This window comes from Planctomycetota bacterium (genome assembly GCA_035384565.1).
Classification (GTDB): domain Bacteria; phylum Planctomycetota; class PUPC01; order DSUN01; family DSUN01; genus DAOOIT01.
Map to the genome: position 1 here is coordinate 1 of DAOOIT010000053.1, position 23384 is coordinate 23384.

General features: G+C 67.2%; 13 protein-coding genes and 1 tRNA gene. 5 read left to right on the top strand and 9 right to left on the bottom strand.

Annotated elements, in window-relative coordinates; translation table 11 throughout:
• Window positions 1–139 precede the first annotated feature (139 nt).
• A complete protein-coding gene (locus PLE19_17635) occupies window positions 140–2425 on the top strand; it encodes a hypothetical protein (protein ID HPD16773.1) in 2286 nt (761 codons plus the stop codon).
• A 15-nt stretch (window positions 2426–2440) separates the two neighbouring features.
• On the opposite strand, the gene PLE19_17640 is transcribed toward PLE19_17635, so the two are convergent.
• Window positions 2441–2875, bottom strand: coding sequence for an FHA domain-containing protein (locus PLE19_17640; protein HPD16774.1), 435 nt, complete (start codon window positions 2873–2875; stop codon window positions 2441–2443).
• 630 nt (window positions 2876–3505) lie between these two features.
• Here PLE19_17640 and PLE19_17645 point away from each other — a divergent pair.
• Entirely contained in the window at window positions 3506–5314 is a 1809-nt protein-coding gene (locus tag PLE19_17645) for a hypothetical protein (GenBank protein ID HPD16775.1), read from the top strand.
• Here the strand turns inward: PLE19_17645 and PLE19_17650 are convergent.
• On the bottom strand, window positions 5311–5943 hold the full coding sequence (locus PLE19_17650; protein HPD16776.1) for an NAD(P)H-dependent oxidoreductase: 633 nt from the start codon (window positions 5941–5943) through the stop codon (window positions 5311–5313). The genes PLE19_17645 and PLE19_17650 overlap by 4 nt on opposite strands.
• Before the next feature lie 82 nt (window positions 5944–6025).
• Window positions 6026–8452, bottom strand: a complete 2427-nt coding sequence (locus PLE19_17655) for a hypothetical protein (protein HPD16777.1) — start codon at window positions 8450–8452, stop codon at window positions 6026–6028.
• 271 nt (window positions 8453–8723) lie between these two features.
• Between PLE19_17655 and PLE19_17660 the strand changes: the two genes are divergently transcribed.
• Window positions 8724–9707, top strand: coding sequence for a uroporphyrinogen decarboxylase family protein (locus tag PLE19_17660; protein ID HPD16778.1), 984 nt, complete (start codon window positions 8724–8726; stop codon window positions 9705–9707).
• 5 nt (window positions 9708–9712) lie between these two features.
• Here PLE19_17660 and PLE19_17665 read toward each other — a convergent pair whose 3' ends face one another.
• From PLE19_17665 to PLE19_17680, 4 genes are all read right to left on the bottom strand, one after another.
• Window positions 9713–12751, bottom strand: coding sequence for a VIT domain-containing protein (locus tag PLE19_17665; protein ID HPD16779.1), 3039 nt, complete (start codon window positions 12749–12751; stop codon window positions 9713–9715).
• Between the two features lie 232 nt (window positions 12752–12983).
• Window positions 12984–13715: an amidohydrolase family protein gene (locus tag PLE19_17670; GenBank protein HPD16780.1), complete on the bottom strand. Its 732-nt coding sequence runs from the start codon at window positions 13713–13715 to the stop codon at window positions 12984–12986.
• 178 nt (window positions 13716–13893) lie between these two features.
• The gene (locus PLE19_17675) at window positions 13894–14655 is read right to left on the bottom strand and encodes an amidohydrolase family protein (protein HPD16781.1); all 762 of its coding nucleotides are present in this window, start codon (window positions 14653–14655) and stop codon (window positions 13894–13896) included.
• Window positions 14648–15988, bottom strand: coding sequence for an aminotransferase class I/II-fold pyridoxal phosphate-dependent enzyme (locus PLE19_17680; GenBank protein ID HPD16782.1), 1341 nt, complete (start codon window positions 15986–15988; stop codon window positions 14648–14650). The genes PLE19_17675 and PLE19_17680 overlap by 8 nt, the downstream gene beginning before the upstream one ends.
• 129 nt (window positions 15989–16117) lie before the next feature.
• On the opposite strand from PLE19_17680, the gene PLE19_17685 reads away from it, so the two are divergent.
• Window positions 16118–17197 carry a uroporphyrinogen decarboxylase family protein gene (locus tag PLE19_17685; GenBank protein HPD16783.1) on the top strand — a complete coding sequence of 360 codons (1080 nt, stop codon included), beginning with the start codon at window positions 16118–16120 and terminating at the stop codon, window positions 17195–17197.
• Between the two features lie 33 nt (window positions 17198–17230).
• Here the strand turns inward: PLE19_17685 and PLE19_17690 are convergent, their stop codons facing one another.
• Both PLE19_17690 and PLE19_17695 read right to left on the bottom strand, forming a co-directional pair.
• On the bottom strand, window positions 17231–19645 hold the full coding sequence (locus PLE19_17690; protein ID HPD16784.1) for a heparinase II/III family protein: 2415 nt from the start codon (window positions 19643–19645) through the stop codon (window positions 17231–17233).
• A gap of 295 nt (window positions 19646–19940) precedes the next feature.
• Window positions 19941–20016 (bottom strand) — tRNA-Ala (locus tag PLE19_17695).
• Between the two features lie 66 nt (window positions 20017–20082).
• Here PLE19_17695 and PLE19_17700 point away from each other — a divergent pair.
• The gene (locus PLE19_17700; GenBank protein HPD16785.1) at window positions 20083–23292 is read left to right on the top strand and encodes a hypothetical protein; all 3210 of its coding nucleotides are present in this window, start codon (window positions 20083–20085) and stop codon (window positions 23290–23292) included.
• Window positions 23293–23384: the final 92 nt, after the last annotated feature.

Consider the following 23384-nt stretch of genomic DNA (forward strand, 5'->3'; position numbering starts at 1 on the left):
GGGCTATCCCATTTCGCTCCTTCGGAGCTCCCGCAGCCACCTACAATTCCGGCCCGCAACCGTCCCACCGCGCTTGACACCGCGCGTTCAGCGCCTACGATAGGCCCCAACCAACCCGTTGCTTCAAGGAGGCCCAGGCATGCTGGCTCACTGCCTAACCACGCTGTTGCTGTCGGTCGCGTTGCTCGTCGTGGGCCTCGCCGCCCTCGCGGGGGCAGGGGAGGGCTTGCCGGCCGGCGCTGCGCCGAGGGCGTTGGACTTTCCTCACTTCCCCGACCGCCTGCATGCCTTCGTGTGGCGGAACTGGGGCTTGGTAGACCTCGACCGCCTGGCGAAGGTGCTCGACACCTCGCCGGCGAACGTGGCAGCGGTCGGGGCCTCGATGGGCCTGCGGCCGGCGCCGCCCGTGCCGCCCGAGCAGAGGGCCCGCGGCTACATCACCGTGCTCCGGCGCAACTGGCACCTGCTGCCCTACGACCAACTGCTCACGCTCCTCGACCTGTCGGCCGAGCAGCTCGCCTATGCGCTGCGCGAGGACGATTTCCTGTTCATCAAGCTCGGCTCGCTCAAGCCGCAGTGCGAACCGCTGCGCTACGCGCCGCCGAGCGAGATCGCGAAGGTTCGGGCGGCGGAGATCAAGCGCACCATCGAGGAGGTGTTCGGCGACGAGTGGTTCGAGCCGGCCGAGCCGCGCTTCGCCTTCGTCCGCGAGCTCAGCGCGCCCCTCGCCGCCCCGCCCCCGAAGCCGGCGGATGGCCTGCGGTTCATCTACTCCTACTTCGCCCTCTTCGGCGACCCGTTGATGAACCCCGACCTGGACCCGTTTCCCGACGGCCTGCTCCAGCGCCTCGCCGCGCTGGGCGTGAACGGCGTGTGGATGCACACAGTGCTCTACACGCTGGCGCCGAGCGCCATGTTCCCCGAGTTCGGCGCGGGATGGGAGACACGGCTCGCCAACCTGCGGAACCTGGTCGAGCGGGCAGGGCGCTGCGGCATCGCGGTGTATCTCTACATGAACGAGCCGCGCGCCATGCCGGCGGCGTTCTTCAGGAACCGCCCACAGATGCGCGGCGTGCAGGAGGGCGACCACTTCGCCCTGTGCACCTCGGCGCCCGAGGTGCGCGCGTGGCTCAGCGACGCCCTGGCCCACGTGTTCCGCAGCGTGCCCGGCCTCGGCGGGGTGTTCACCATCAGCGGTTCGGAAAACCTCACGAATTGCGCCTCGCACGGCCAGTGGCTCAAGTGCCCGCAGTGCAAGAGCCGCGCGCCGGCCGAGATCATCGCCGAGGCCAACGCGGCCATCGAGGCCGGCGTGCACCGCGGCAGCCCCGAGGCCAAGGTGATCGTGTGGGACTGGGGCTGGAACGACGCCTGGGCGCCCGACATCATCGCCAGGCTGCCCAGGTCGGTGTGGCTCCAGTCGGTGAGCGAATGGTCGCTGCCCATCGAGCGCGGCGGGGTGAAGACGGCGGTGGGCGAATACTCGATCTCGGCCGTCGGCCCCGGCCCGCGGGCGACGAAGCACTGGGCGTTGGCGAAGAAGGCCGGGCTGAAGACCTCCGCCAAGTGCCAGTTCAACAACACCTGGGAGATGTCGGCCGTGCCCTACCTGCCGACGCTCGACCTCGTGGCCGAGCACTGCGCCAACCTGGCGGCCGCGGACGTAGACGGCTTTCAGTTGAGCTGGAGCCTGGGCGGCTATCCGTCGCCCAACCTGGAGATTGCCGCGCAGTTCAGCCGGCGTCCGTGGCCGACCCGCGACGCGGCGCTCGATGCCGTGGCCCGCGGGCGCTTCGGCCCCGACGGCGCGGCCCTGGCCCGAAAGGCGTGGACCGCTTTCAGCGACGCCTTCCGCGAGTTCCCCTACTCGTGCGGCCTCTACACGGCCCCGATGCAATACGGCCCGTCGAACCTGCTCTTCGAGCGGCCCACCGGCTATCACGCCACGATGGTGGGCTTTCCCTACGACGACCTGAAGTCGTGGCGCGGCGCCTATCCGACAGACGTGTTCCTGTCGCAGTTCGTCAAGGTCGCCGACGGCTGGAAGCTGGGCCTCGGGCCGCTGGCCCAGGCCGCGCAGAAGGCGCCGCCCGAGCGGCGCGCCGACGCCGAGGCCGAGTTGCGCTTCGCCGAGACTTGCTGGCTGCATTTCCAGAGCATCGTGAACCAGACGCGCTTCGTCCTCGAGCGCGACGCCTTGGTCGCCGGCCCGGCGCCGCGCTCGGCAGGCGAAAGCATCGAACGGATGGAACGAATGCGCGCGGCTCTGGAGAGCGAGATCGCCATTGCCCGGCGCCTCTACACGCTCTCGCGCCTCGACTCGCGCATCGGCTACGAGGCGTCGAACCACTACTACTACGTCCCGCTCGACCTTGCCGAGAAGGTGCTCAACTGCCGCCGGCTTCTCGTGTGGCTGGGCAGGTGATCAGGGGCAGGCGTGTCAGGAGACCCTGCGCGTGGCGGCGGCAGACAGGGCCTCTGCCTCGCCATCCCGCATCTCGGTGACGCGCGAGTCTCCAACGTCGGAGTCCCCGGGGTCGCGCGGCTCGACGGCGATCAGGGCGGGGGCGCCGGCCTCGGTCATCAGCTCGAACACCAGGGTCACGTGGCCCAGCCGCAGCGAGTCGCCATCGGCCAACGGCTCGGTGGAGACGGGGCGGCTGTTGATGAAGGTGCCGTTGGAGCTGCCGACGTCGGTGACGAGCCACTTGCCGGGGGGCACGCACGAGAGCTTGCAGTGGCGGCGCGAGACTGAGGGGTGCTTGATCACGATGTCGGCTCGGTGGGAGCGCCCGACCAGGTAGCTTCCCCACGCGCGGAGGGGGAATTCGCGGGGCTGATCCAGGCCCGCTGTGGCCACGAGCTTGGCATTCATCAAGTCACCTCAGGCCCTCCACCAGGGGCAAGGCAACGGACCCGTGCTGCCCGCGAATGGTAACACGGCTGCGGCGCGATGTCAACGGCTGGACAGCCGCAGGCGCCTCAGCGGAGCATGGCCCCCCGTTCTGGCGGCCCCCGCCACGGAGGCATCCAAGCCCTGCCTGCTCCTCACCTGTATCACCCTGTGAGAGCGAGAGTGAGGCAGATAGGCGCAACGGGCACGGAAGGCCCCGGGGCGCCCAGGCGCCATACTTGCTCACCCCAGGGGGGAGGGAAATGAGCAAGTATGGGCGGGAAGGGCATAGAGCCGCCCGGATCGCCAAAGCGCCATACTTGCTCAACTGAGAGGGGGAGGAAAATGAGCAAGTATGGGCAGGAAGGCCGTAAAGCCGCCCGGATCGGCAAAGCGCCATAGTTGCTCAGCCCTCGGGGGCGGCACAGGTGAGCAAGTATGGCGACGCGTGTCTGGTTTCCAAGACGATGGGGGAGGTCGGAGGGGGGCAGGCGTTGGGACTGCGGGCCATGCTTGCCCAGGCTCCCGCGCTTGAGTTCGTGTGGGGCATTGCGTATCCTGAAGGCGGTGACCGCCATGGACGGGAACGAGCATTGGCAGAAAGGAAGAGCCGTGAGGGCAAGCGTGTGTCTCGCATTCGCTCTCGCCGCGGGCGCCGCTGCGGGAGACTTGCCCAGGAAGGTCTACGCCCATTACATGGGCTGCTTCTGCGCCGGCACCGACGCCATCTGGTGGCACGCGCAGAGCGGCCTGGGCACGATGGACTTCCCCGGCGAGGTGGTCAACCAGAAGGACCCGCTCAAGCGTGACATTGTGAGCGTCATCAACCGCGCGAAGAACGCCCCGTCGTTCGGCGGCACATACCGGAACTTCGCGCTGGCGCCGACCAGACGCCTCTCGCGTGAGGTGGCCGCCGATCTCGAGATCCGCCGGGCCATGCGCATCGGCGTGGACGGCTTCACCTTCGACGCCTGGGCCGGCGGCCAGGGGGCGCGCGACCTGTTCGACCTGATGTTCCGCATCTGCGAGGAAAAGGATTACCCCTTCGAGCTCACCGTCACCCTGGACACCACCTGCCTGGATGTCAACGACCCCGGTCTCAAACAGTACCAGGGCAATCAGTGGGTGAAGACCCTCAAGTGGCTGGTGGACAAGCACGGCAAGAGCCCCAAGCTCGCGCGGCGGAACGGCAAGCTGCTCGTCCTCGGCTACCAGTCTGTATGGCCCTGGGTGGGCCACCTGTGGGATGTCGTGGGCAAGAGGATCGGTTGGGAAGACAAGGCGAAGATCGAGGCCGAGGTGATGCGGCTGCGGTCCAGTCCCGAAGGCTGGGCGCTCATCGGCGAGGCCTACCGCGAGATCGAGCGCCAGGTGGGCCAGCCCATCTACTGGGAGTTCTGCCTCAGCGCCTTCGAGCACGGCCTCAGCCCCGCCGCGCGCGCGAACTTGAAGCCCTTTGGCCCCGACCCGCGCGTGAGGGCGGTCGAGATCATCGCGAAAGACCTCCCCGCCATCGGGATGTTCCTGTGGGAAGGCCAGGACGTGCCCGGCGTGGCCAAGGCCGCGCTGGCCGCCGGCGCCGAATGGTGCCACCCGATGAAGCTCCAGTACGAGAACTACGGCTGGCTCCAGATCGCCAGCCCCGGCCTCGACTGGGTGCGGGGCGATTGGGCCGCCGCGCGCGAATGGCCCTCCACCCTCATCCAGCTCATCACCTGGAACGATTACCACGAGAATACCAATGTGTCGCCCGGGATCAACACGCGCTATGCCTATTACGACCTCACGGGCTACTTCATCCAGTGGTGGAAGAGCGGTAAGCTGCCCGCACCCGACCACGACCGCGTTTACGTCTTCTCCCACAAGTACACACACGGTTCGAAGATCTTCCCCTTCAAGGAGAAGACGCGGGCCGACAATGTGATCGAAGTGCTCACCCTCCTGCCGAGGCCCGCGAGGATGCGCCTGCCGGGACGCGAGGCGGAGTGGGACGCACCGGCGGGCATGTCGTTCAAGCAGGTGCCGCTCACCGCCGGACCCGTCGTGGCCGAGCTTCTCCGCGAGGGCAAGGCGGAGATTCGCCTCGAGCATCCCGAGCCGGTCAGCGATCGCCCGTTCCGCCAGGACACGGGCAAGACGGCCATCTCGACCGAGGAGGCGCGGCTGTGGCGGGAGGACTTCGGCCCGGACGAACCAATGTACGGCTACAGCGAGTATGGCGATGCGGACGGCGACGGCCTGCCCAACTGGTTCGAGATGCTGTGGTTCGGCAAGTTCGGGGACATGGCCACGGCCGCGGTGTCCGAGCCCGATGCGGACCCCGACGGCGACGGAAAGACGAACCTGGAGGAGTGGCGGGAGCAGACCGACCCCACCCAGCCGCCGGCCGCTCGGCCCGTGCCGTCCGAGCCCAAGCCCTAGAACCTGGCCGCCAGCGCCTTTGCCTTGGCGATGGCCTGGGCCTGCTTCGCCGCGGCGACGTCCGGGCCGCCCATCAGCGTCGGTTCGACCACCACCGACCTGATGTCGGTGAAGCCGATGAAGCCGAGGGCCAGCTCCAGGTACTTCTTCTGGAGGTCGTACGCTTCGCCGGGCGTGCCCTCGGGGTACTCGCCGCCGCGAGCATAGGCCACGAAGGCGGGCTTGCCCGTGACCAGGCCCGTGTAGCCCTTCTCCGGGTCGTACGAGAAGGTGTAGCCCGGCTGGATGAGGATGTCGAGGTACTGCTTCAAGCGATAGGGGATGCCGAAGTTCCACATCGGGACGGCGAGCGCGTACTTGTCGGCGGCCTTGAAGTCTGCGATGATCGCCTCGACGGCCCGCCAGGCCGCCAGTTCCTCGGCCGTGTGCTGCTTGCCGTGCAGGATGGTGTACTTCGCCTGAACCGCCAGGCCGTCGAAAGCGGGCAGATTGGCCTGGAAGAGGTCCAGCGTCCTCAGCTCGTCGCTCGGGTGTGCCGCCCGATATGCCTCGACGAAGGCATCGGCAACCGCGACCGAGTGCGACCGCGCCGCGCGCGGCGATGCTTTGATGTAAAGAAGCTTGGCCATGTTCGACCCCTCCTTTTCGGGATGAAGGCCCGTCCCCGCTCTCTGATTATAGCGCGTCGGGCGCGCGGGGGCGCAAGATTCCTCACGGCGCGGCGTCTTCGGTGACATCGAGCGTCTTCGGCTCCAGCCTGAGCACGAACATGCGGCGGTAGCACGACGGCGCCCACAGCACGCCTCGCTTCGCGTCCCACACGGGCGAGAAGGTGATGCTGCCGATCAGCGACTCTGTATCCTTCGAGCTTCGTTTGGCGAACGACCACTGGCCGTCGGCGCCGCGCTCGGCCTGGAAGCTGGCCTTGGGGATGCCCAGGCGCACCCAGCGGTTCCCTGCGGGATCGTAGGCCACCTGCCTGCCGTTGAGGAACCCGATGCCGAGAAGCACCATGTCGAGCGGTGGCAGGTAACAGGTCTCGCGGGGCCTCACGCGCTCATCGCCTTCCACCATGCCCGCGTTTCTCGGGTTCAGGGCCTCGATGGCGCCGCTCTGAAAGTCGTAGCGGAGGACCTCTCCGCTCATCTTCCCATAGGTTCTCGATGAGTGCAGGTAGAGGATGTTGCGCTTGGGGTCCCAGGTCATGCCGTCTTCATCGCCGTGGACGGCTTTCGGGAGATTCCCCTTCACGGGCAGAGCGGTCCACTTCATCGCCCTGGCATCGAAGACGCCGAAGAAGGGCTGCGTCTGCGTCCCTTCCATGCTGCCGCCTGTCCAGGCCACGACGCCCTTCGGCGTGCCGAGGCACTTGGTGGTGTAGGTCTCGTAGCCGAACGGCTGCTCGCGCGTGAAACGGGTCCAGTCGCGCTTGTCGGGGTCGTAGACGTGGGTGCCAGCCTGGTGGGGCGCGACGATGAGCTTCGTCACGGGGTCGAAAGCGAAGTTCTTGTAGGTGTGGTTCAGGCAGTCGGGGCGGCCGGTGAAGAGGGTGCCCTTGCCGATGCCGCCCGCGATGTAGCCGATGCTCCAGCGGTTGATTGCAACGTGATAGGTGTGGACGGCGTCCGACGGGTCGGCGCAGTGGCCGCCCGACCAGGTGTAGAGCTGCTCCCGGTCGGGGTCGAAGAGCGCCGTGCCCCACGAGGTCTCGCCGCACGTGGCAGGCGGCCTGGGCACCTCGATCCAGTGGTTGGCGGGCATGGCCGCGAGCATGGAGTCCACCTCCTCACGGCTGCCGCGCGGCGCGGCGTCGTACCATTGCGGGTTGTACTCGGGCACGACGCTGCGGTAGAGGCGGACGGGCGCCGGCTCAACCGCGGCCGGCGGGGAGGGCAGGGCCTCGATGCGGACCATCCAGGTGCTGCTCGACATGAAGTCGCGGTAGTAGTTGCCGCCGATGGCGAGGGCCACAAGCGTGTCGTCGGCGAGGGACACAACCGGGTTCAGGTTCATGAAAAGGGGGAAGTCGTCCTTCGTCTTCACCTTCGTCTCATCGCCCGCTTTCACGGCGAGTTGCCAGCCATTGTCGGGATCGAAGAGCCACACGTCGGGCGAGCAGGGCTGGAGGAAGTTCTGGTAGGTGAGCTTGCGGCGGGCCGTGTTGCCGCCGAGGAGCGCCAGCTTCTTCGCCTTGGGCAGCCAGACCATCTGCGCGCCGCAGCGGGCCTCGGGCACCGCCTTCGACCGGAACTGCCGCCACGCCCGCTTGGCGGGATCATACAGCCATGTGTCGGCCAGCACATAGTCCCCGTGGTCCCCGCCGAACAGCACGAACAGCTTCCGCTCGGGGTCATAGCCCACGGTCGGCGCATAGCGCGGCGTCGGCTCTGTCGCCAATGACGCTGCCTTCTCGTCGAGGCGCCAGAAGGCGTCCTCGGCCTTGGCGATCGAATCAGCGGACAGCTTGCCATCGGCTGCGGGTAGCATGGCGTAGTAGGCATTGCGGGCCGCCGCCACGTCGTCCTTCTGACGCTTGGCAGTGGCCTCAATCGCGCTCCGTTCCTTCCCCGTCCCCTCGGTCACCATCGCTGCCCATTCGCTAGTTCTGAGTGATAGAGCCCAATTGCCCACGGAGCCGCGCTCCATGCCGCCGGCGAAGCCGCCGAGGAGGAGGATTTCCTTGTTGAACGGGTCGGGCACGAGGGCGGCGCCGATGAGGCGGGGGTGTCGGGTGCGCAGGAAGCAGGGCGAAAGGTCGGCGAGGGGCGAGTTCTTCGGCTTCATCTCGCCCGCGAACTGCTTCAACTCGGGAGGGAGCTCGACGACGAGTTTCTGAAACGGGTCGGCGATGGTGAGGATGGGAGGGGAGGGGGGTAACTCGCCCTTCCACGCTTCCCAGGCGCCGGTCGCGGGGTCGAAGGCCATGTCCTTCGATGGCGGGTCGTCCTCCCGCTTCGACTTCTTCAGGTCGCCGCCCAGGGCGAGGAGGCGCTTTGCCGCATCGTCCCACACCACCCTGGCGCCGAGGCGGTTGCCAAACGTGTGCTGGTCTACCAGCGTCCACTTGTTGGCGGGCAGTTCCGCTGCGACGGCGCCCCCGCAGGCCATGGCCAGCAGCACGCTCATCAGTGATCGCATCGAAGCCCCTTTCCCGGTTCGGGCGCGAGAGAACCTGCGCAATTCCTGGAGGCTGTCATCGTGGCCTGTCGAACGACCTTTCAGGGGCTTATCGTCTCAAGCCCGCTCGCATCCTTCGCTGAGCGCCAAGCCATTGAAAGGTGCCTCGACAGGCTCGGCATGACAGCGCCGCGAGGCGCATCCTACTTCGGCGACCGCCAAGGGTCAACTGCGGCTTGACACTCAGAGGCATCCGGGCTAGAAGGTGCAGAGCGTTTCTGAGGAGAGGTGCATGACCAGCCGCGAACGCTTCCGCGAGACAATGCGCTACGGGACGCCCGACCGCGTGCCGTACTTCGAGGAGGGGCTGCGCGACGACGTGCTCGAGCGGTGGCACGAGCAGGGCTTGCCACCCGACGCCGACCTCGCCGCGATGTTCCACGTGGATGCCCGCGAGCGAATGCCGGTGAACATCGAGCCCATCCCGCCAATGGAGCGGCCCATCACGACGCGGGCGGATTTGGATGAACTCCGTCGCCGCCTCGACCCCGCCGATCCGCGCCGCCTGCCCGACGACTGGCCTGCGCGCGTCGCCGCCTGGCGCTCGCGGCAGCACGTGCTCGAGCTCCAGCTCCACCGCGGCTTCTTCCTCTCGATGGGCGTCCGCGATGCGCGGACCTTCGACCCCGTAGTCTACCTGCTCCACGACGACCCGCGCCTGGTCCACGACATTCTGAACCTCTACGGCGAGTTCGGCGCGCGCCTCGCCGAGCGAATCCTCACCGAGGTGGGCGCTGACTGCGTCGTCTTCTCGGAGCCAATCGGGGGCAACGACCGCCCGCTTCTTTCGCCCGAGACGTACGGGCGATTCGTGTTGGCCAGCTATCGCCCGATCCTCGACGCGGCGCGGCGGGGCGGCGTCGAAACGCTCGTCTACATGACCTACGCGAATGCACGCCCGCTCCTCCCCGGCGTGGTGCGGGCGGGATTCAACTGCCTGTGGGCCTGCGAGGTGAACGTGGCGGCGATGAATTACCTGGCGATCCGCCGGCGCTTCGGCCGCGACCTGCGTCTGATCGGGGGGATTGACCTCGACACGCTGCTTCAGGACAAAGCGGCCATCCGCGCCGAGATGGAGCGCGTGATTCCCCCCCTCCTCGCCCAGGGCGGCTACGTGCCGCTCGCCGATGGCCGTGTTCGCGCCAACGTCCCCTTCGAGCACTACCGATACTACCGCCAAGTGCTTGAGGAACTCACTTCCAGCCCGGGCTTTTGATCTCCTCAGAACTCGATCTGCCCGACGGTGAAGGTTTCCTTCTTCTCGGTGAGGCGGAGGGTCAGGCTCTTGCGCTGCTCGTTCGGGCGACCGTAGTTGGTGAACACGTCCACTTGCAGTGTGACGGCGCCGATGAGCTGGGCCGCGCTGGAGCCGTAGTAGTTGGCCTGGATGGTGTACATTCCCGGCATGGCCTTCTTGAGCAGGTACTCCTCGGGGCCATAACCCTGGGTGAAGTCGCGGCTCACGTTGCCGCCAATCGTGGTGCGCTGGTGGCCGTAGAAGGCGCGCTCGCCCGAGGGCTCGACCACGTGGAGGTCCATGTCCGTGTTGTCCGCGTCCCAGGTGAGGATGATCCGCACATCCACATCCAGCAGCTTCACGAGGCGGGGGTCCACGTTGGGCTTCTCGATGCCCGCGGCCTTGGCCTTGGGCAGCAGGGCGTTGAGTTCCATGAGGGCGATGAGCTCGATCTGCTCGAAGCGGTCCCAGGTGTTGAGCACCACGTGATAGAGGAGCTCGATGGCGCGAGAGTAGAGGGCTGCAATCTCGGCCTTGTCCCGCTCGGCCTGGTCCACCGAGCGCTTCTTGTAGGGGATCTTGCTCAAGGCGTCGGCTCGGCGGGCGAGGACGAGGGCGAGGTCGCGCCACGACTGCGGCTCCTCGGGGCGCATGCGAAGCGCTTCCTCGAAGAGCATCGAGGCCAGCTCGAGGTTCCGCAGGCCGTCGAGCTGGGCCAGGCGATGGGCCAGCACGCGAACGAGGGCGGCGTTCTCCAGTTCCAGCTCGGCCACGTTGGATAGGACCTGGAGAGCCGTGGCCTCCTGCTTGGCGGCGAGGAAGTGGTTGGCGCAGTCCAGGAAGAAGGCGGGCGAGGTGCCATACTCGTCGCGCTGCTTGAGGTACGCCGCGAACGCCTCGTCGGGCTTCGCCCTGCGAATGGCCTCGATGTAGGGGGTCTTGGGGTCCCAGGCCTTGATGGCGATGGCGGGGGCGGTCGAGCGCTCGTCGGCGGCGCCGTTCCTCTTCGCCTCCAGCCGTGAGAGGAGTTCCCCGCCGCGCGCCGCGCCTTGCACCGGGGCATCGTCTGCGTCGGCCATAGGTCGGCCCGTGGTCGCCGGCGCGGCGGGGCGGGCTCCGTGCGGGTCGCGGGCGGCGGGGGCTGGCGCCCCTTCGGCCGGAGGCGCTCCCGCCCCGCCCCGGGCAGGCGCCTCGTCCTTCGTCTCCTGCTCTTTGTAGCGGAAGTTCGCGGGGTACCGGAACTCGGTCTCCCACCACTTCACCCGCTCGTTCCAGAGGGCCACAATGGCCGCGAGTTTCTGCTCCTTGCTCTTCTCGTCGGCGAGGCGCTGCTTCTCGACGATCTCGATGTACTGCTCACGCACCTTGGGCAACGACTTCGGCGGCAGGATGCGGTGCTGGACGTACTGCTCGAGGCTGTCGAGCACGATGAGCGAGGTGTAGGGGGTGACGATCTCGTACTGCTTGCCGACGGCCACGATCTCGCTCTCGTTCCTCTTGAGGAAGACCTCGAGGTCGGCGACCTTCTTCTGCGCCCACAGGCGGCGGAGCAGATTGCCCTCGACGGCCTGGGAGCGAAGCACAGTATGGACGCTCCGGGCAGACGGCTTGCCGCCGGCGCCGTAGGCGAGGGTGACTTTGCCTGTCTCGCCCTTGAGCTTGCCGGCGAGGGTGAAGCGGCCGTGGACGGGCTGCGTGAGGCGGGGGAACGTCTCCTCCACGCTCGCGCCATCGGTCGTGGCGCTCAGGAAGGCGAAGGCCGCGTTGCCGATGTTGGGCACGATGGCCTTGTTGTCGAGCTTTGCCAGGTTGAAATACTCGCCGCCCGTGGCGAGGGCCAGGTAGCGCAGGAAGGCGTGGTTCGCCGTGGCCTGCCCGTTGAAGATGTAGAGCGGGCACTGGATGCCGGTCGGCTCCTCCTTGCCGAAATTCGAGATGCCGTCGGTGAAGAGCAGGCACAGGTCGGGCTGGTCGCCCGGGGGCAATGCGATGCTGCCGATCTGGGTGCCGCCGTCGTAGACGACCGACTTCAACTCGGCGAGCAGGGCATCCACGCCGCCCAGGCGCTTCGGCGGCTCGGCCTCGTGGCGGAAAACGATGAGGTCTATGGCGGGCGTCTTCGGCAGCGAGCCGAGATAGGCGATGAGGATCTCGAACTCGCGCGCGTGGTCGGCCTTGGCGCGCGAGGCCGAGGCGTCCCAGAGGACGGCCACTCGGCCTGGTGCTGGCCTCAGCGTGTCGCCCGGGGCCTGGACGGCTGGGAACTCGTTGATGCAGAAGTAGACCTGGCCATCGGGCGCCTTCTCCACCAGCACCGCCTGCTTTGCCACGTCGGGCAGGGCGACGACGAGGTCGCTGTCGAGCGCCACGTCCTTGCCCTTGCTCTCGGCGAGGTAGGTGTCCTGGAACTTCGAGAACTGGAGCCCGGACGGGCCGCCCGTGGCCTTGGGCTCGGCCGCGCCCTTCACCACCTCGATGCGGAGGGCGAACTCGTCGAGCTTCTCCTTGAACGCCAGCGGCAGATGGTAGGCGGCGCTGCCTGCTTTGTCCACCAGCTCGGCCACGTAGTCCACGCGAACCGTGCGCGTGCCTTTGGCGGGGATGGGGAAGACGCGGGTCTTGAAGTTGTTGCCCTTCGTCCACTCCACCAGGCCGGGATCAATGCCCTGGCGGACGATTTTCTCGTAGACCGTGCGCCCCTTCTCCTTCTCCACCACCACGCCGTCCACCATCGAACCCGCGATGTCGAGGGCATAGCCGCTCACGGTGGAGCCTTCGGGCAAGGGGAAATACAGGTCGCCCTCCAGCACCCGCTCGTGGGGGTTGAGGAAGGTCATCGTCATCTTCGTCTCGGCGAGGTAGCCGAAGATGCGACTCTCGACCGTAAGTTTCGTGATACGAAGCGCTTCGGGCTTCGGGGCATCGGGCCGCACGCGCACCACCAGCGCGGGCGCCAGGCTTTCCCCCGCCGCTGCCGCTGAGCCGACCAGGGCGGCTGCCAGCACGATCAGTAGCCTCTTCATCGCAGGTCTCCAGTGCAGGTAGCGAATCGCGCCATCGGAGCGCATCATATCCCGCTACTTAGACGCGCGGCGGCCTCTCCGGTTCCTCCGAAGACTCAGGCATCTGGCACGGCACCCGCCCATTGGGCGCAGCAGCCTTCTGGAGTGCGGCGGGGGGCGCCGCCTTGGGATGGCTTCCGTGGACCCTTGCCTCCTGCGGTGCCTGGCAGCGCGCCCCCCTGCGCGCCTGGCGTCATTTCATCACGTGGCGGTCAAGCACGCGCTGCGGGTTGGCGTAGAGGACTTTGCGCTTGACGCTATCAGGCACGCGGGCGTAGAGGACGGGGCCGAGGCCGAAGGCCATGTCGAGATCCAGGAAATCGGACCCGTAGATGATCTTGTCCGTGTCGAGAACCTGGCACATCTTCTCGAATTGGCCCTTGTGAAGGACGGCGCACGTGTTCTGGTAGACGTTGGGCAAGCGGTTGACGGCCTCGGCGAAGTCGGTGGAGGCGTGGCCGATGATGAAGCAGGCGCGAGGAAAGTCCGTTGCCCACTGCCGGAGCCTGGCCGGGTCGTCCCACGAGTGGTTGAGAATGGGGCAGCCGTGCGCATCGGCCCAGGCCAGGACGGGCGTGAGGTCCACATTCAGGCTCGTCTTGCCCTGGTAGTGGGGGATGAGCTTGATGCCGCGCAGGCCGGCGGCCCAGCAGCGGTCGAGTTCGCCGAGCCAGAGCGCAGGGTAGTTGACGTTGAGCGTGGTGAAGCCCACGAAGCGGGTCGGGTGCTGCCTGACGAGGCGGATGATCGCGTCGTTGCCGAGGGTGTAGTCGGACCCCACCCCCGTGAAGGAGAACGTGAAGGCTTGCACGATGCCGTAGCGGTCCATCTCGCGGACGACCGCCGCGTCGGTGCTGTAGGGGATGTGGTAGTAGCTGAAGCCCGGCTCGAAGTGGGTGTGGGTGTCAATGATCGCCTCGCCCACGGGCAGAGCGCCCCGGCGAGCTCTGTCCAATAGCGGTTCGGTCATAGCTTCCCTCTGGCTGCCGCCTCAGATGATGGGGCTCGAATGGACAAGCTGGACATGGTGGACACGTCGCAAGTCGTCCCCAGTGCGTCGTCCACGTCGTCCATTGTGTCCATTCCTGTCCATTCTCTCCTTCCTACTCACTCACTCCTGCGAGAAGCGCCTGGAGATTGCCCGAGGCAATGGCCGCTTTGGCCTCGTCGGGGATCTCGGCGAAGCGGAGCATGGCGACGGGAATCGCCGGGTCGAAGGCCGGGAGGTTGGTGCCGAATACGAGCCGCCCCGCGCCGAACTCGGCGACGATGTGGTCGAGGTTCCTGTAGAGCCAGATGGCGGAGGTGCAGACCCGCAGGTTTGGGCACAAGGCCAACGCGCGGAACAGCATGCGGTTCGAACGGATGCGGTACTCTGTTGTGATGACGGGCAGATCGCAGAACGCCCGGCACACGGCGATCAGGGCCAACCAATCGGTCTGGAACTGGCCGTAGCTCGTGGTCGTCGAGAAATCTACGAGGAGGGGCATGCGATGCTCCTGCATCGCCTCGCAGAAGTCGCCAATGGCCTCGACGCTGAAGGGGACGAAGAACTCGCCTGGGTAGAAGCGCAGGATGCGGACGCCGGACGTGAGGGCGGCGCCGAGGAAGCGCGGGGCGTCGGACCTGTGGCCGACCGAGGGGACGAAGCTCCATGCAGGGACAAGCCGCTCGCCCACAAAGCCCAGGGTGGCGGGATTCCCGATCTCGGGGTGCGCCTGCCGGGCCGCGTAGTGGCTCACCACGGCCCGGGCGATGCCATAGTGGTCCATCTCCGCGAGCAGCGCCTCGGGCGTGTCGTACCACTCGGCGGCCGGCTGGACGGGCTTGCCCACGTGGGCGTTGAGGTCGAAAAGCTCAAGCATAGACCGAAAACACCTTGTTGATGGCGTTGGCCACCTGGCGGCAGTCGCGGGCGGTCCACCACTGGTTGATGCCCACGCAGACAGCGCGATTGGTGAGCGAGAGGGTGCGTGGGCACATGCCCTCGGCGTAGTGGGCCGGGGCGTCGCCGAGGTAGTAGGGGCAGGTGTAGGGGCAGCCCTCTTTCGTGGCCGACTTGCGTTCGAGAATCTGCTCCCAGTACTGGTAGTAGTGCCAGTCGCGCCCGCCGCGTGTGCCGCGCGCCCAGGCGCCCACGCCCTCGGCGCGGAGGGCGTCCGAGAGCTTGTCGGCCAGGGCCTCGTCCTCGGCGATGAAGAACAGGTTGTTGCCGATGTCGCCGTGGAGGTCGTTGCTGCGGCGCGGGACGACCCGCTTGAACGCCTTGACGCCGGCCAGCACGCGGCGCGCGTTGGCGTTGAACCGCCGCGCCTGGGCCTTGGCCTTGCGGAGCTGCACGAGGATGACGGCGCCCTCGAGTTCGCTCATGCGGTAGTTTTCGCCGCAGAACAGCTCGCCGGGCCGCCGCTCGCGCGCGTAGCGGTCGGGCCGCCAGCAGCCCGAGCTGTCGTGGAAGCCGGTCGCGCGGGTGTGCAGCCATTCGTCGTTGGTGAGCACCAGGCCGCCCTCGCCGCCGCCCGTGATCTTGAACGAGCTGACGCTGAAGCAGCCCACGTCGCCCAGCGTGCCCAGGAACCTGCCCTTGTACGTGCCGCCGCAGGCCTGCGCCGTGTCCTCGATGACGAGCAGCTTGTGCTTGCGCGCCACGGCCCGCAGCGCGTCCATGTCGCACGCCAGGCCGCTCATGTGCACGGGCACGATGGCCTTGGTGTGCGGCGTGATCTTGCGCTCCACATCGCGCGGGTCGAGGGTCAGCGACTCGTCCACCTCGGCGATGACCGGGATGGCCTTGGCCGTGACCACCTGCGACGCGGTGGCGTAGAAGGTGTAGCCCGGCACGATCACCTCGTCGCCCGGCCCGATGCCGCACGCCACATAAGCCGCAGTGAGGGCCGATGTGCCCGAGTGCACCGCCAGAGCGTGCTTCACCCCGAAGAGCTTGCGCGCGTAGGCCTCCAACTCGTCCACCTTCGTGGGCTTCTTCGGGCCGTAGTAGCGCGCGAGCCAGGCCGAAGGGACCTCCTCCCGCTCCAGAATGCGTCGGACCTTGCCGCGCGTGGCGGGGCTGTAGCCCCACACTTCGCACAGCGCGAGCAATTCCTCGACGCCGATCTTGGGCTTGCCCTTGCCCTCGAAGGCCGTGACGGCCTTGTCGCCACCGTTCAGCGCCAGGTCGGTCTCACTCCATCGCTTCATGATGAGTCTCCTGTGGACCCGATGTTATACACCTTCCCGCCGCCGACGCAAGCGTGCTTGACCCTCGTATGCGTTTCTGGTTCAGTGGGACATCGCCTCAGCGGTCCCGACAGTTCCAGGGGATGGCCGATGAACAACCGCGAGCGCTTCCTGCGGCTGATGCGCTACGAACCCGTGGACCACCCGCCTCTCTCGGTGGGCGGCCCGTGGGCAGAGACGCGGGCACGCTGGGAAACCGAAGGCCTGCCGAGCGGCGTGGACCTGTACGACTACTTCGGCCTCGAGCCGCTCCGCATCGCCAACGTCAGCCCCGAAACCCGCCTCTTCCCGCCGTTCGAGCCTCGCGAACTCGAGCGCACCGCCGACTACGTCGTCAAGATCAACTCACGCGGCGTCAAGGTCCAGATGTCTTGCGCGATGGAACACAGCGGGCCCGAGCACTACCTGGAGTACCCGATCAAGGGCCGAGCCGACCAGACATGGCTGGCGGCACGCCTCGACCCCGCCGCGCCAGGCCGCGACGCCAATGGTTGGCGACAGCGCCTGCGGAAGGCCCGAGCTTCGGACGCCCTCACGCTCGTGGACTTCGGGTCCTTCTACGGCGACCTGCACGAGCACATGGGCACCGAGGCGATGAGCCTGGCCCTTTACGACCAGCCCGAGTTTGTCCACTGGTACAACGACCGCATCGCCGCGCTGTGCGAGAGCGCTATCCGCAAGGCCGTGGGCACGGGCCGGGTGGACCTGATGGGCGGACACGAGGACATGTGCTTCAAGAACGGCCCGCTCGTTTCGCCCGCCATGTTCCGCGAATTCCTCACCCCGTACTATCGCCGCACGGTCGGCCTCGCACGCTCGATGGGCCAATGGCTCTTCTGGATGGACTGCGATGGCGACATCCGCCCCCTCATCCCGCTGTGGCTGGAAGTCGGCGTGAACCTGTTCGCCCCGTGCGAGGTCGCAGCGGGGGTGGACGTGCGGGCGCTTCGCGCCGAGTTCGGCCGCGAGGTGCGCCTGCTCGGCGGCATTGACAAACGCGCCCTGGCCGCCGGCCCAGCCGCCATCGAGACCGAGGTCGTGCCCAAGCTCGCCCTCGCCCGCGACGGCGGCTACCTGCCCGACATTGACCACGGCATCCCGCCCGACGTGCCCTTCGCCCACTATCGCTACTACATCGAGCTGCTCAAGGCGGAGTACGGCGTCCGATAGAGGCCCCGCCGGGAGGGGGCTAGCCTGCCCTTCCTATCTCGGGGTGGAGAGTTCCCCGATAAAGTTGCGGAATTCCGGCCGCTCGGCCCACGCCCTGTAGCGCGGGTCGGCCGACCATTGTCGGTAGTTGTCCTCCACCGTGTTCGTGAGCCGACGGTCGAGGAGGGGTCTGCCGGCCTCGGCGATGCGGATGTGGCCGCCGACCTGCCCCGACGTGTCAAAGACCACCTCATACGTCGTCTTGCCCGCGACCACGATCCTGGCTCCCAGCCTGCCTTCGACCTCGATGCGTTCGACCACAGGCATCGCCTCGGTCTGCTGGTCGGCGGCGAAGAGAACGACCAGGAAGCGCGTCGAGGCAGGACGCTCCCGGGGCGAGAGCTCGATCCTCCAGCCCTCGACGCCAATCGAGTTCTCCCTGTTGTGCTCGTTGCGGGCGCCTTGGTGCTTCGCATAGGTGTCCTGGGTCGGGCCGTAGTTGATCCCGTCAACCTCGAAGTCGTGCCACGGCCCTCCGATGGTGCGGATGACCCGTGCCTCTTCGCTCGGCTCCAGGATGCGCGCGAAGAGTCGTCCCCTCATTCCTGGCCACTGGTCGTCAATCTTGAATGTGTCGCCGCCCGTGTGGAGGAAACGGCCGCCGGGTCGGGGGTTGGGCAGCTTCGCCTTTCCATCGGCGCTCAGTGCGAACTGCTTGTCGGGCGGCAGCGACTCATCGGCCTCCCTCCTCCCGTTCCACCCCGGCTCATAGAGGGAGTGGAGCATCCAGACCGTCTCCAGGCCCGCTTCCGCCGCGATCACTCGGTCGAAGACCACGAAGATGTCGGGCCGCAGGTAGAGGAACTGGCGGGTGATGGACTTCACGCGCGTGGGCGGGTAGGAGTGCGTGGCATCCCCTGCCGCATAGTCGAAGAGCGGGGAGGTCTCGTAGGCGACGATCTGCCCCTCGCGGAAGGGCCGGTCGGCTGGCTTCGGCTCGGGCAGGCCCCAAAGCGGCCACCACGCCTTCGCCTGAACAGGGGACTGGCCGCCCCTGCGGACCACGTTCCCCGTCGGCCTGCCCTGCCAGTCCACGTGGGTGATCGGCTCGCTGCCCACGGTGATGGAGTTGTGGGCAATGGTCTGGCGGGCGTACTCCGTGATGTGGGGCAGGCTGTCGCTGTGGACCTGGGAGCCGGCGAAGCCGAGTGCCGCGTTGTTGAGGGAGTGGACGGCCCCCGTGTCGGCGGCCAGCATCCCCCGCTTCTCGATGATGAAGTGCAGGTTGTCCGCGTTGTTGCGCCCCCACCAGCCGTCAATCTCGCCGTAGCGGCCGCAGCGGAAGAGCGCATACGTGGCGTCGCGCGTCCAGTCCGAGCGCATCACGACGTGGCCGTTCTCCGGGAAGAGCCGCGCGGGGGGCAGGTGGGCCGGTTCGACCCTCGGGAGTTCGGGGTCATACCAGAGCAGCTTGCCCCAGACGCCGCCTTGGCCGAGCGCGCTCTTGCCCCAGCCCATCGAGATCTTCGAGATCACCTCGTCAACCCACCACTGGCCCAGGCCGTCGTGGAACCGAGTCGCCGCCAGGACCGCCAGGCTGTCGCCCTCGAAGCATGCCGGCGTCACGGACATCCAGTGGCCGCACATCGCGTTCACGCCGATGTGGACCACCATGGGGCTCGGCGCCCACGGGCGATAGTGGAAGAGGTACCACTCGGGCGTGTGGGCCGCAAAGTCGCACTTCGAGACCCAATCCTGCCCCGTCGCGTTCGACCACGCGACAGCCATCGTGAACCACTCGCTGTAGAAGTGCTCGCCATAGTAGCCGTGGCTCATCGAGCTGCCGCCGCGGCCCTGGGACCACAGGTTGTTGTACTCGATGCCGCGAACCAGGTCGCTCGGATAGCGCTGCCTGAGGTCCTGGTCGAGGAACTCGTCGTGGCCGTGGCCCCAGGCGGCCAGGTCGAGGACGACGTGGGGCCGCCACCGCTCCTTCCGCACGATCGCGACGATCCGGTCCGCCTCGGCCCTCTGTTCCTCGGGGGAGAGGCCGGCCATGACGAGATCCGCCGCGAGCGGATAGGTCTGAACCCACGACGGCTCGAGCTTCGCCCGCGCCTTCTCCAAGTACTGCCGGTCCTCCGTCAGGTGGTAGAGAACGCCCAGAAGGATCGCAGAAGCTTTGCCTTGGCTGGCGAGTTGCTTCGCCCATACGAGTTCGCGGGCGAGCCGGGGCTGCGTGAGCCGCTCGCGCAGGCGCGGCAGGTCCGCCTTGGTGAAGAGCAGCCGCGGATGTTCCTTCCGCGCCAGCGGGCAATCGGCAGGCACCTCCACGCCGCCGATGACCACCCGCTCCGCCGAGAAGGCCGGGGAGGAAGACGGGGGCGAGAGAATGAGGAGAAGGGACAGAGTCAGAACCGGTCCCACGGCCTTGGCGAGCGCGCGGATGAACCTCACCCGTCTTGCCATGCTGGCCTCCTCTCCGAGAGCCCCGCTTGCCCCAAGGATGCCCTGCGAAGACTCCTACCACGTTCCATCGCTAGGGTCAAACTGGGGCACATCTGGAGACGCCAGAGAGCGTGTGGACGCGGTGCGGGCGACCTCTGGGACGCGCCTGGGCAGGGGGGCGTAGCCGTTCGGGCGGCCCACGCGGCCATGCGGCACAGCACGACCGAGCGGGCAAAGAGATCGGAGAGGCGAGAGATGTGGCTTGCCGCAGAAAACCGAAAGCCCGCGGATTCGCGGGTCTTTCGGCCTTCCGGGCTGGTGGAGATAACGGGGCTCGAACCCGTAACCTCCGGCTTGCAAAGCCGGCGCTCTCCCAATTGAGCTATATCCCCTTTTCTGCTTCAATTGTAGCGTGCACGTTCCGCAGAGTCAACCTTCGGCCGCACAGGAGAGCCGACGTGCAGATTCGAGCGTTCACTCTCGTCGCCTTCGCAGCCGCCATGTCGCACGCCGCCGACGTGACCATCCGCAGGTCCGACCCCACCCACACCGAGTTGGCCGACAAAGAGGCTCCCGCCTACATGGTGAAGGCCGATACCTACGCCGCCGAGGTCTTCGCAGACGGGCGCGTGCGATTGCGGGCGGGCAAGACCGTGCTCATCAGCAACCTGGTCCTCGAACTTGGCCGCAAGGTGAAGTCCCTGCGCGACATCGTCCTCGACGCGCAGGAGCGCCGCATCACCCTCCGCGAGGGCGAGCCGGCCGAGAGTCCGCAGTCCGCTATCCGCCATCCGCAATCGGACCTGCCCGATCTGCCCGGCTTCACGCTGCATTTCCTGCCCGACAAGGTCGAGATCATCCCTGCGTCGCTCCGCGCGCCGAAGGGCAAGGGCAAGGCCGACGCGCCGACGTTCGACATCTCGGGCGTCTTCGGCGACGAGGCGCTGGCGGTGAGGAACCTCCGCAGCGGCGACGAGGATGCCCTCCCGGCCAACTACATCTGCTCCCGCCACATCTTCTCTTTCTACCAGATGTACGGCCGCTACTGGCCAGAGATCGAGGTCGCCTATGCCGACGGCACGCGGCTGGAACTTCGCGGCATCACGGGCGTGGCGCACTACGCCATCGGCAAGCGCGACCCCTACACCAACGAGGCCCTCAACTCGAAGCGCGGCTACTTCGCCCTCCGCGAGGCCAAGGGGGAGAACGTCATCACGCTCGCCATCGCCCCCGGCAAGGGCGCCATCGAGCCGGCGCCCTACTTCACCCTCCGCCCCGACAAGCCCCGCAGCCTCTTCTACGAGGATGAGCGGGTGCTCTACCACCTCGACTTCGCCAAGGACTACCTCGTCCCCGGCAAGTGGCTCCTCCGCTGGCGCACCGAGGACCACCTCCAGCGGGAGGTCGCCGAAGGGGAGCAACCATTGACCCTCGAGGCGGGCGCGCCGTCCGAAGTCGTGGTTGACCTGACGCCGAACGAGATGGGCTACTTCCGCGCGCGTCTCACCCTCGCGCGGGCGGAAGGGACCGCCGCGCTTTCGCGCGAAAGCGCGACAATCCGAAGCGCCCAGCGAATCTGGGATGTCTCCTTCTCGCGCATCCGCCCCGAGAACCCCAGTCTCCGAGCGCTGGATGGCAAGGGCGGGGTGGACAGCGAGATGCTGTGGGCGAATATCCTGGGGATGCGCGGCATCCGCCTCAACCCTTCCTTCGCCAACACTTGGCGCGAGCACCACAAGGCCGACGGCTCGATTGACTGGGAGGCCTGGGCGAAGAGGTTTGCCTCGTACCTGGAGCCGGCAAGGCAAGGCACACTCAAAGGCCTCTTCTCGTTCACGGGCCTGGACTGGTCGGGCGACCTCGACAAGTGGTTCGCGGAGAAACACCCCGATGCGGAGCAACGCAAGAAGGCCATCGTCGAGGCCAAGGCCCGCTACCTCACCGAGTATGCCCGCGAGGCCGCCAAGTTCGGCGTCGCCATCTGGGAGCCGATCAACGAGCCTGACCTCTCCATGCCGCCCGAGAAGTACATCGAGGACATCCTCAAGTTCCAATACCCCGCCGTGAAGGCGGGCAATCCCCAAGCCAACTTCCTCGGCGGGTCCCTGTGCGGACTTGACAAGTATCGCTGGCTCCGCCGCCTCTACGAGCTGGGTGGCGACAAGTTCTTCGATGGCGTGTCGTTCCATCCCTACACCGGCAACGGCTTCCAGGAGGTCTATCGCTCCGAGCTGGACGAATGGTGGCAGGTGCTCCGCGACCACAAGGACACCTCGCACGGCATCTGGATGACCGAGAGCGCGTGGCACCGCGGCTGGATGTTCAACGACTACGTCTACGACCGCTTCAACGCCTTCCGCCAGAGCCAGGCCCGCCACGCCGCCCTGATGCACCTCAATGCCGAGGCGATGGCCATCCCACGCGACCGCATCTACGACTTCTACCTCGTCGAGCATGGCTACAACGAGTTCTTCCTCGTCACCTACAACTACCCCACTCCCGCCGCCATCGCCATCCAGGTGATGAACGAGTGCCTGCGCGACGCGAAGTTCGAGCGGGAGATTCCGCTGCCCACGTTCGGCCACTACTTCCAGCTCTACCGCGACGCTTCGCGGACCGTTGCCGTGGCTTTCACGAGCGACGAGCCGGCAGAGCTGGACCTTGCTACCGACGCCCCCGAAGTGGTAGCCACGGACCTGATGGGCAACCGCCGCACCATCAAACCCGAGGCAGGCAAGCTCCGCCTCACCATCTCGGGCGACCCGACCTACCTCGCCGTGGGGGCGAAGAACAGGATTGAGCCGCTCTACGACGGCCTCCGCGTCCGAATCAACATGGCGATACCCACGCTCGGCGCGACCGCCTCGGCCTCCTCCGTCGCCAAGCCCAAGAAGGGCGAGCCGCTGCCGCCCTCAACCGCCATCGTGGGCGACCCCACCTGCTGGTCATCGGCAGGAGCGCTCACGGGTGCCCGCCGCGGCTGGGATGAGGACGAGTCCGGCAAGGACCAGTGGCCCGACTGGTTCGAGGTCAAGCTCCCCAAGCCCGTCCCCGTCGCCCGCGTCCGCGTGTGGCATGACTACGGCGCCTGGGAGCGTGTGCTGCGCGACTGGGACGTCCAGGCGTTCGTGGACGGCCAATGGAAGACCGTGGATTCGGTTCGCGGCAACCGCCACCGCTTCGTCACCGAGCACCGCTTCGAGCCTGTGACGACTGACCGTGTGCGGGTGCTGGTGCACATGGTCAATTCCTGCCTCTTTGAGAGCATCGAGTGGATCCCCAAGCTCTCCACGCTTCGGGCCGTGGAGGTCTATGGCTTGGACGGCGGCCCGGCCAAGGCATTCTTCGTCCACGAACTGCCGAAGAAGCGTATCGTCGCTCCGGGCGGCGAGGCCGAACTCCGCTTTCGCGTGCGCAACATCACGAGCTCCGCCATCCAGGGCGAAGTGGGCTTGAGCCTGCCCGAGGGCGTGACCGCGGAGCCGAGAACCAGGCCGGTGGCCATCGAGCCCAGGGGCGAGGCCGAGTGCGTGTTCAAGGTGAAGCTGGGCGGGCAGGCGGCGGAGGGCCTTTACACTGTGCTGGCTTACCTCACCGATGAGGGAAAGGCCGTCGCCAGCGCCGATTTCGCGGCTCGCGTGTTGTGTTGCAAGCGAGAGAAGAGATAGGACGGATAGGACCGATGGGACAGCCAGGGCAGGAACGGACCTGCCTTATCTGTCCCATGGGTCCCATTAGTCCTATCCGTCCTGTCTGTCTT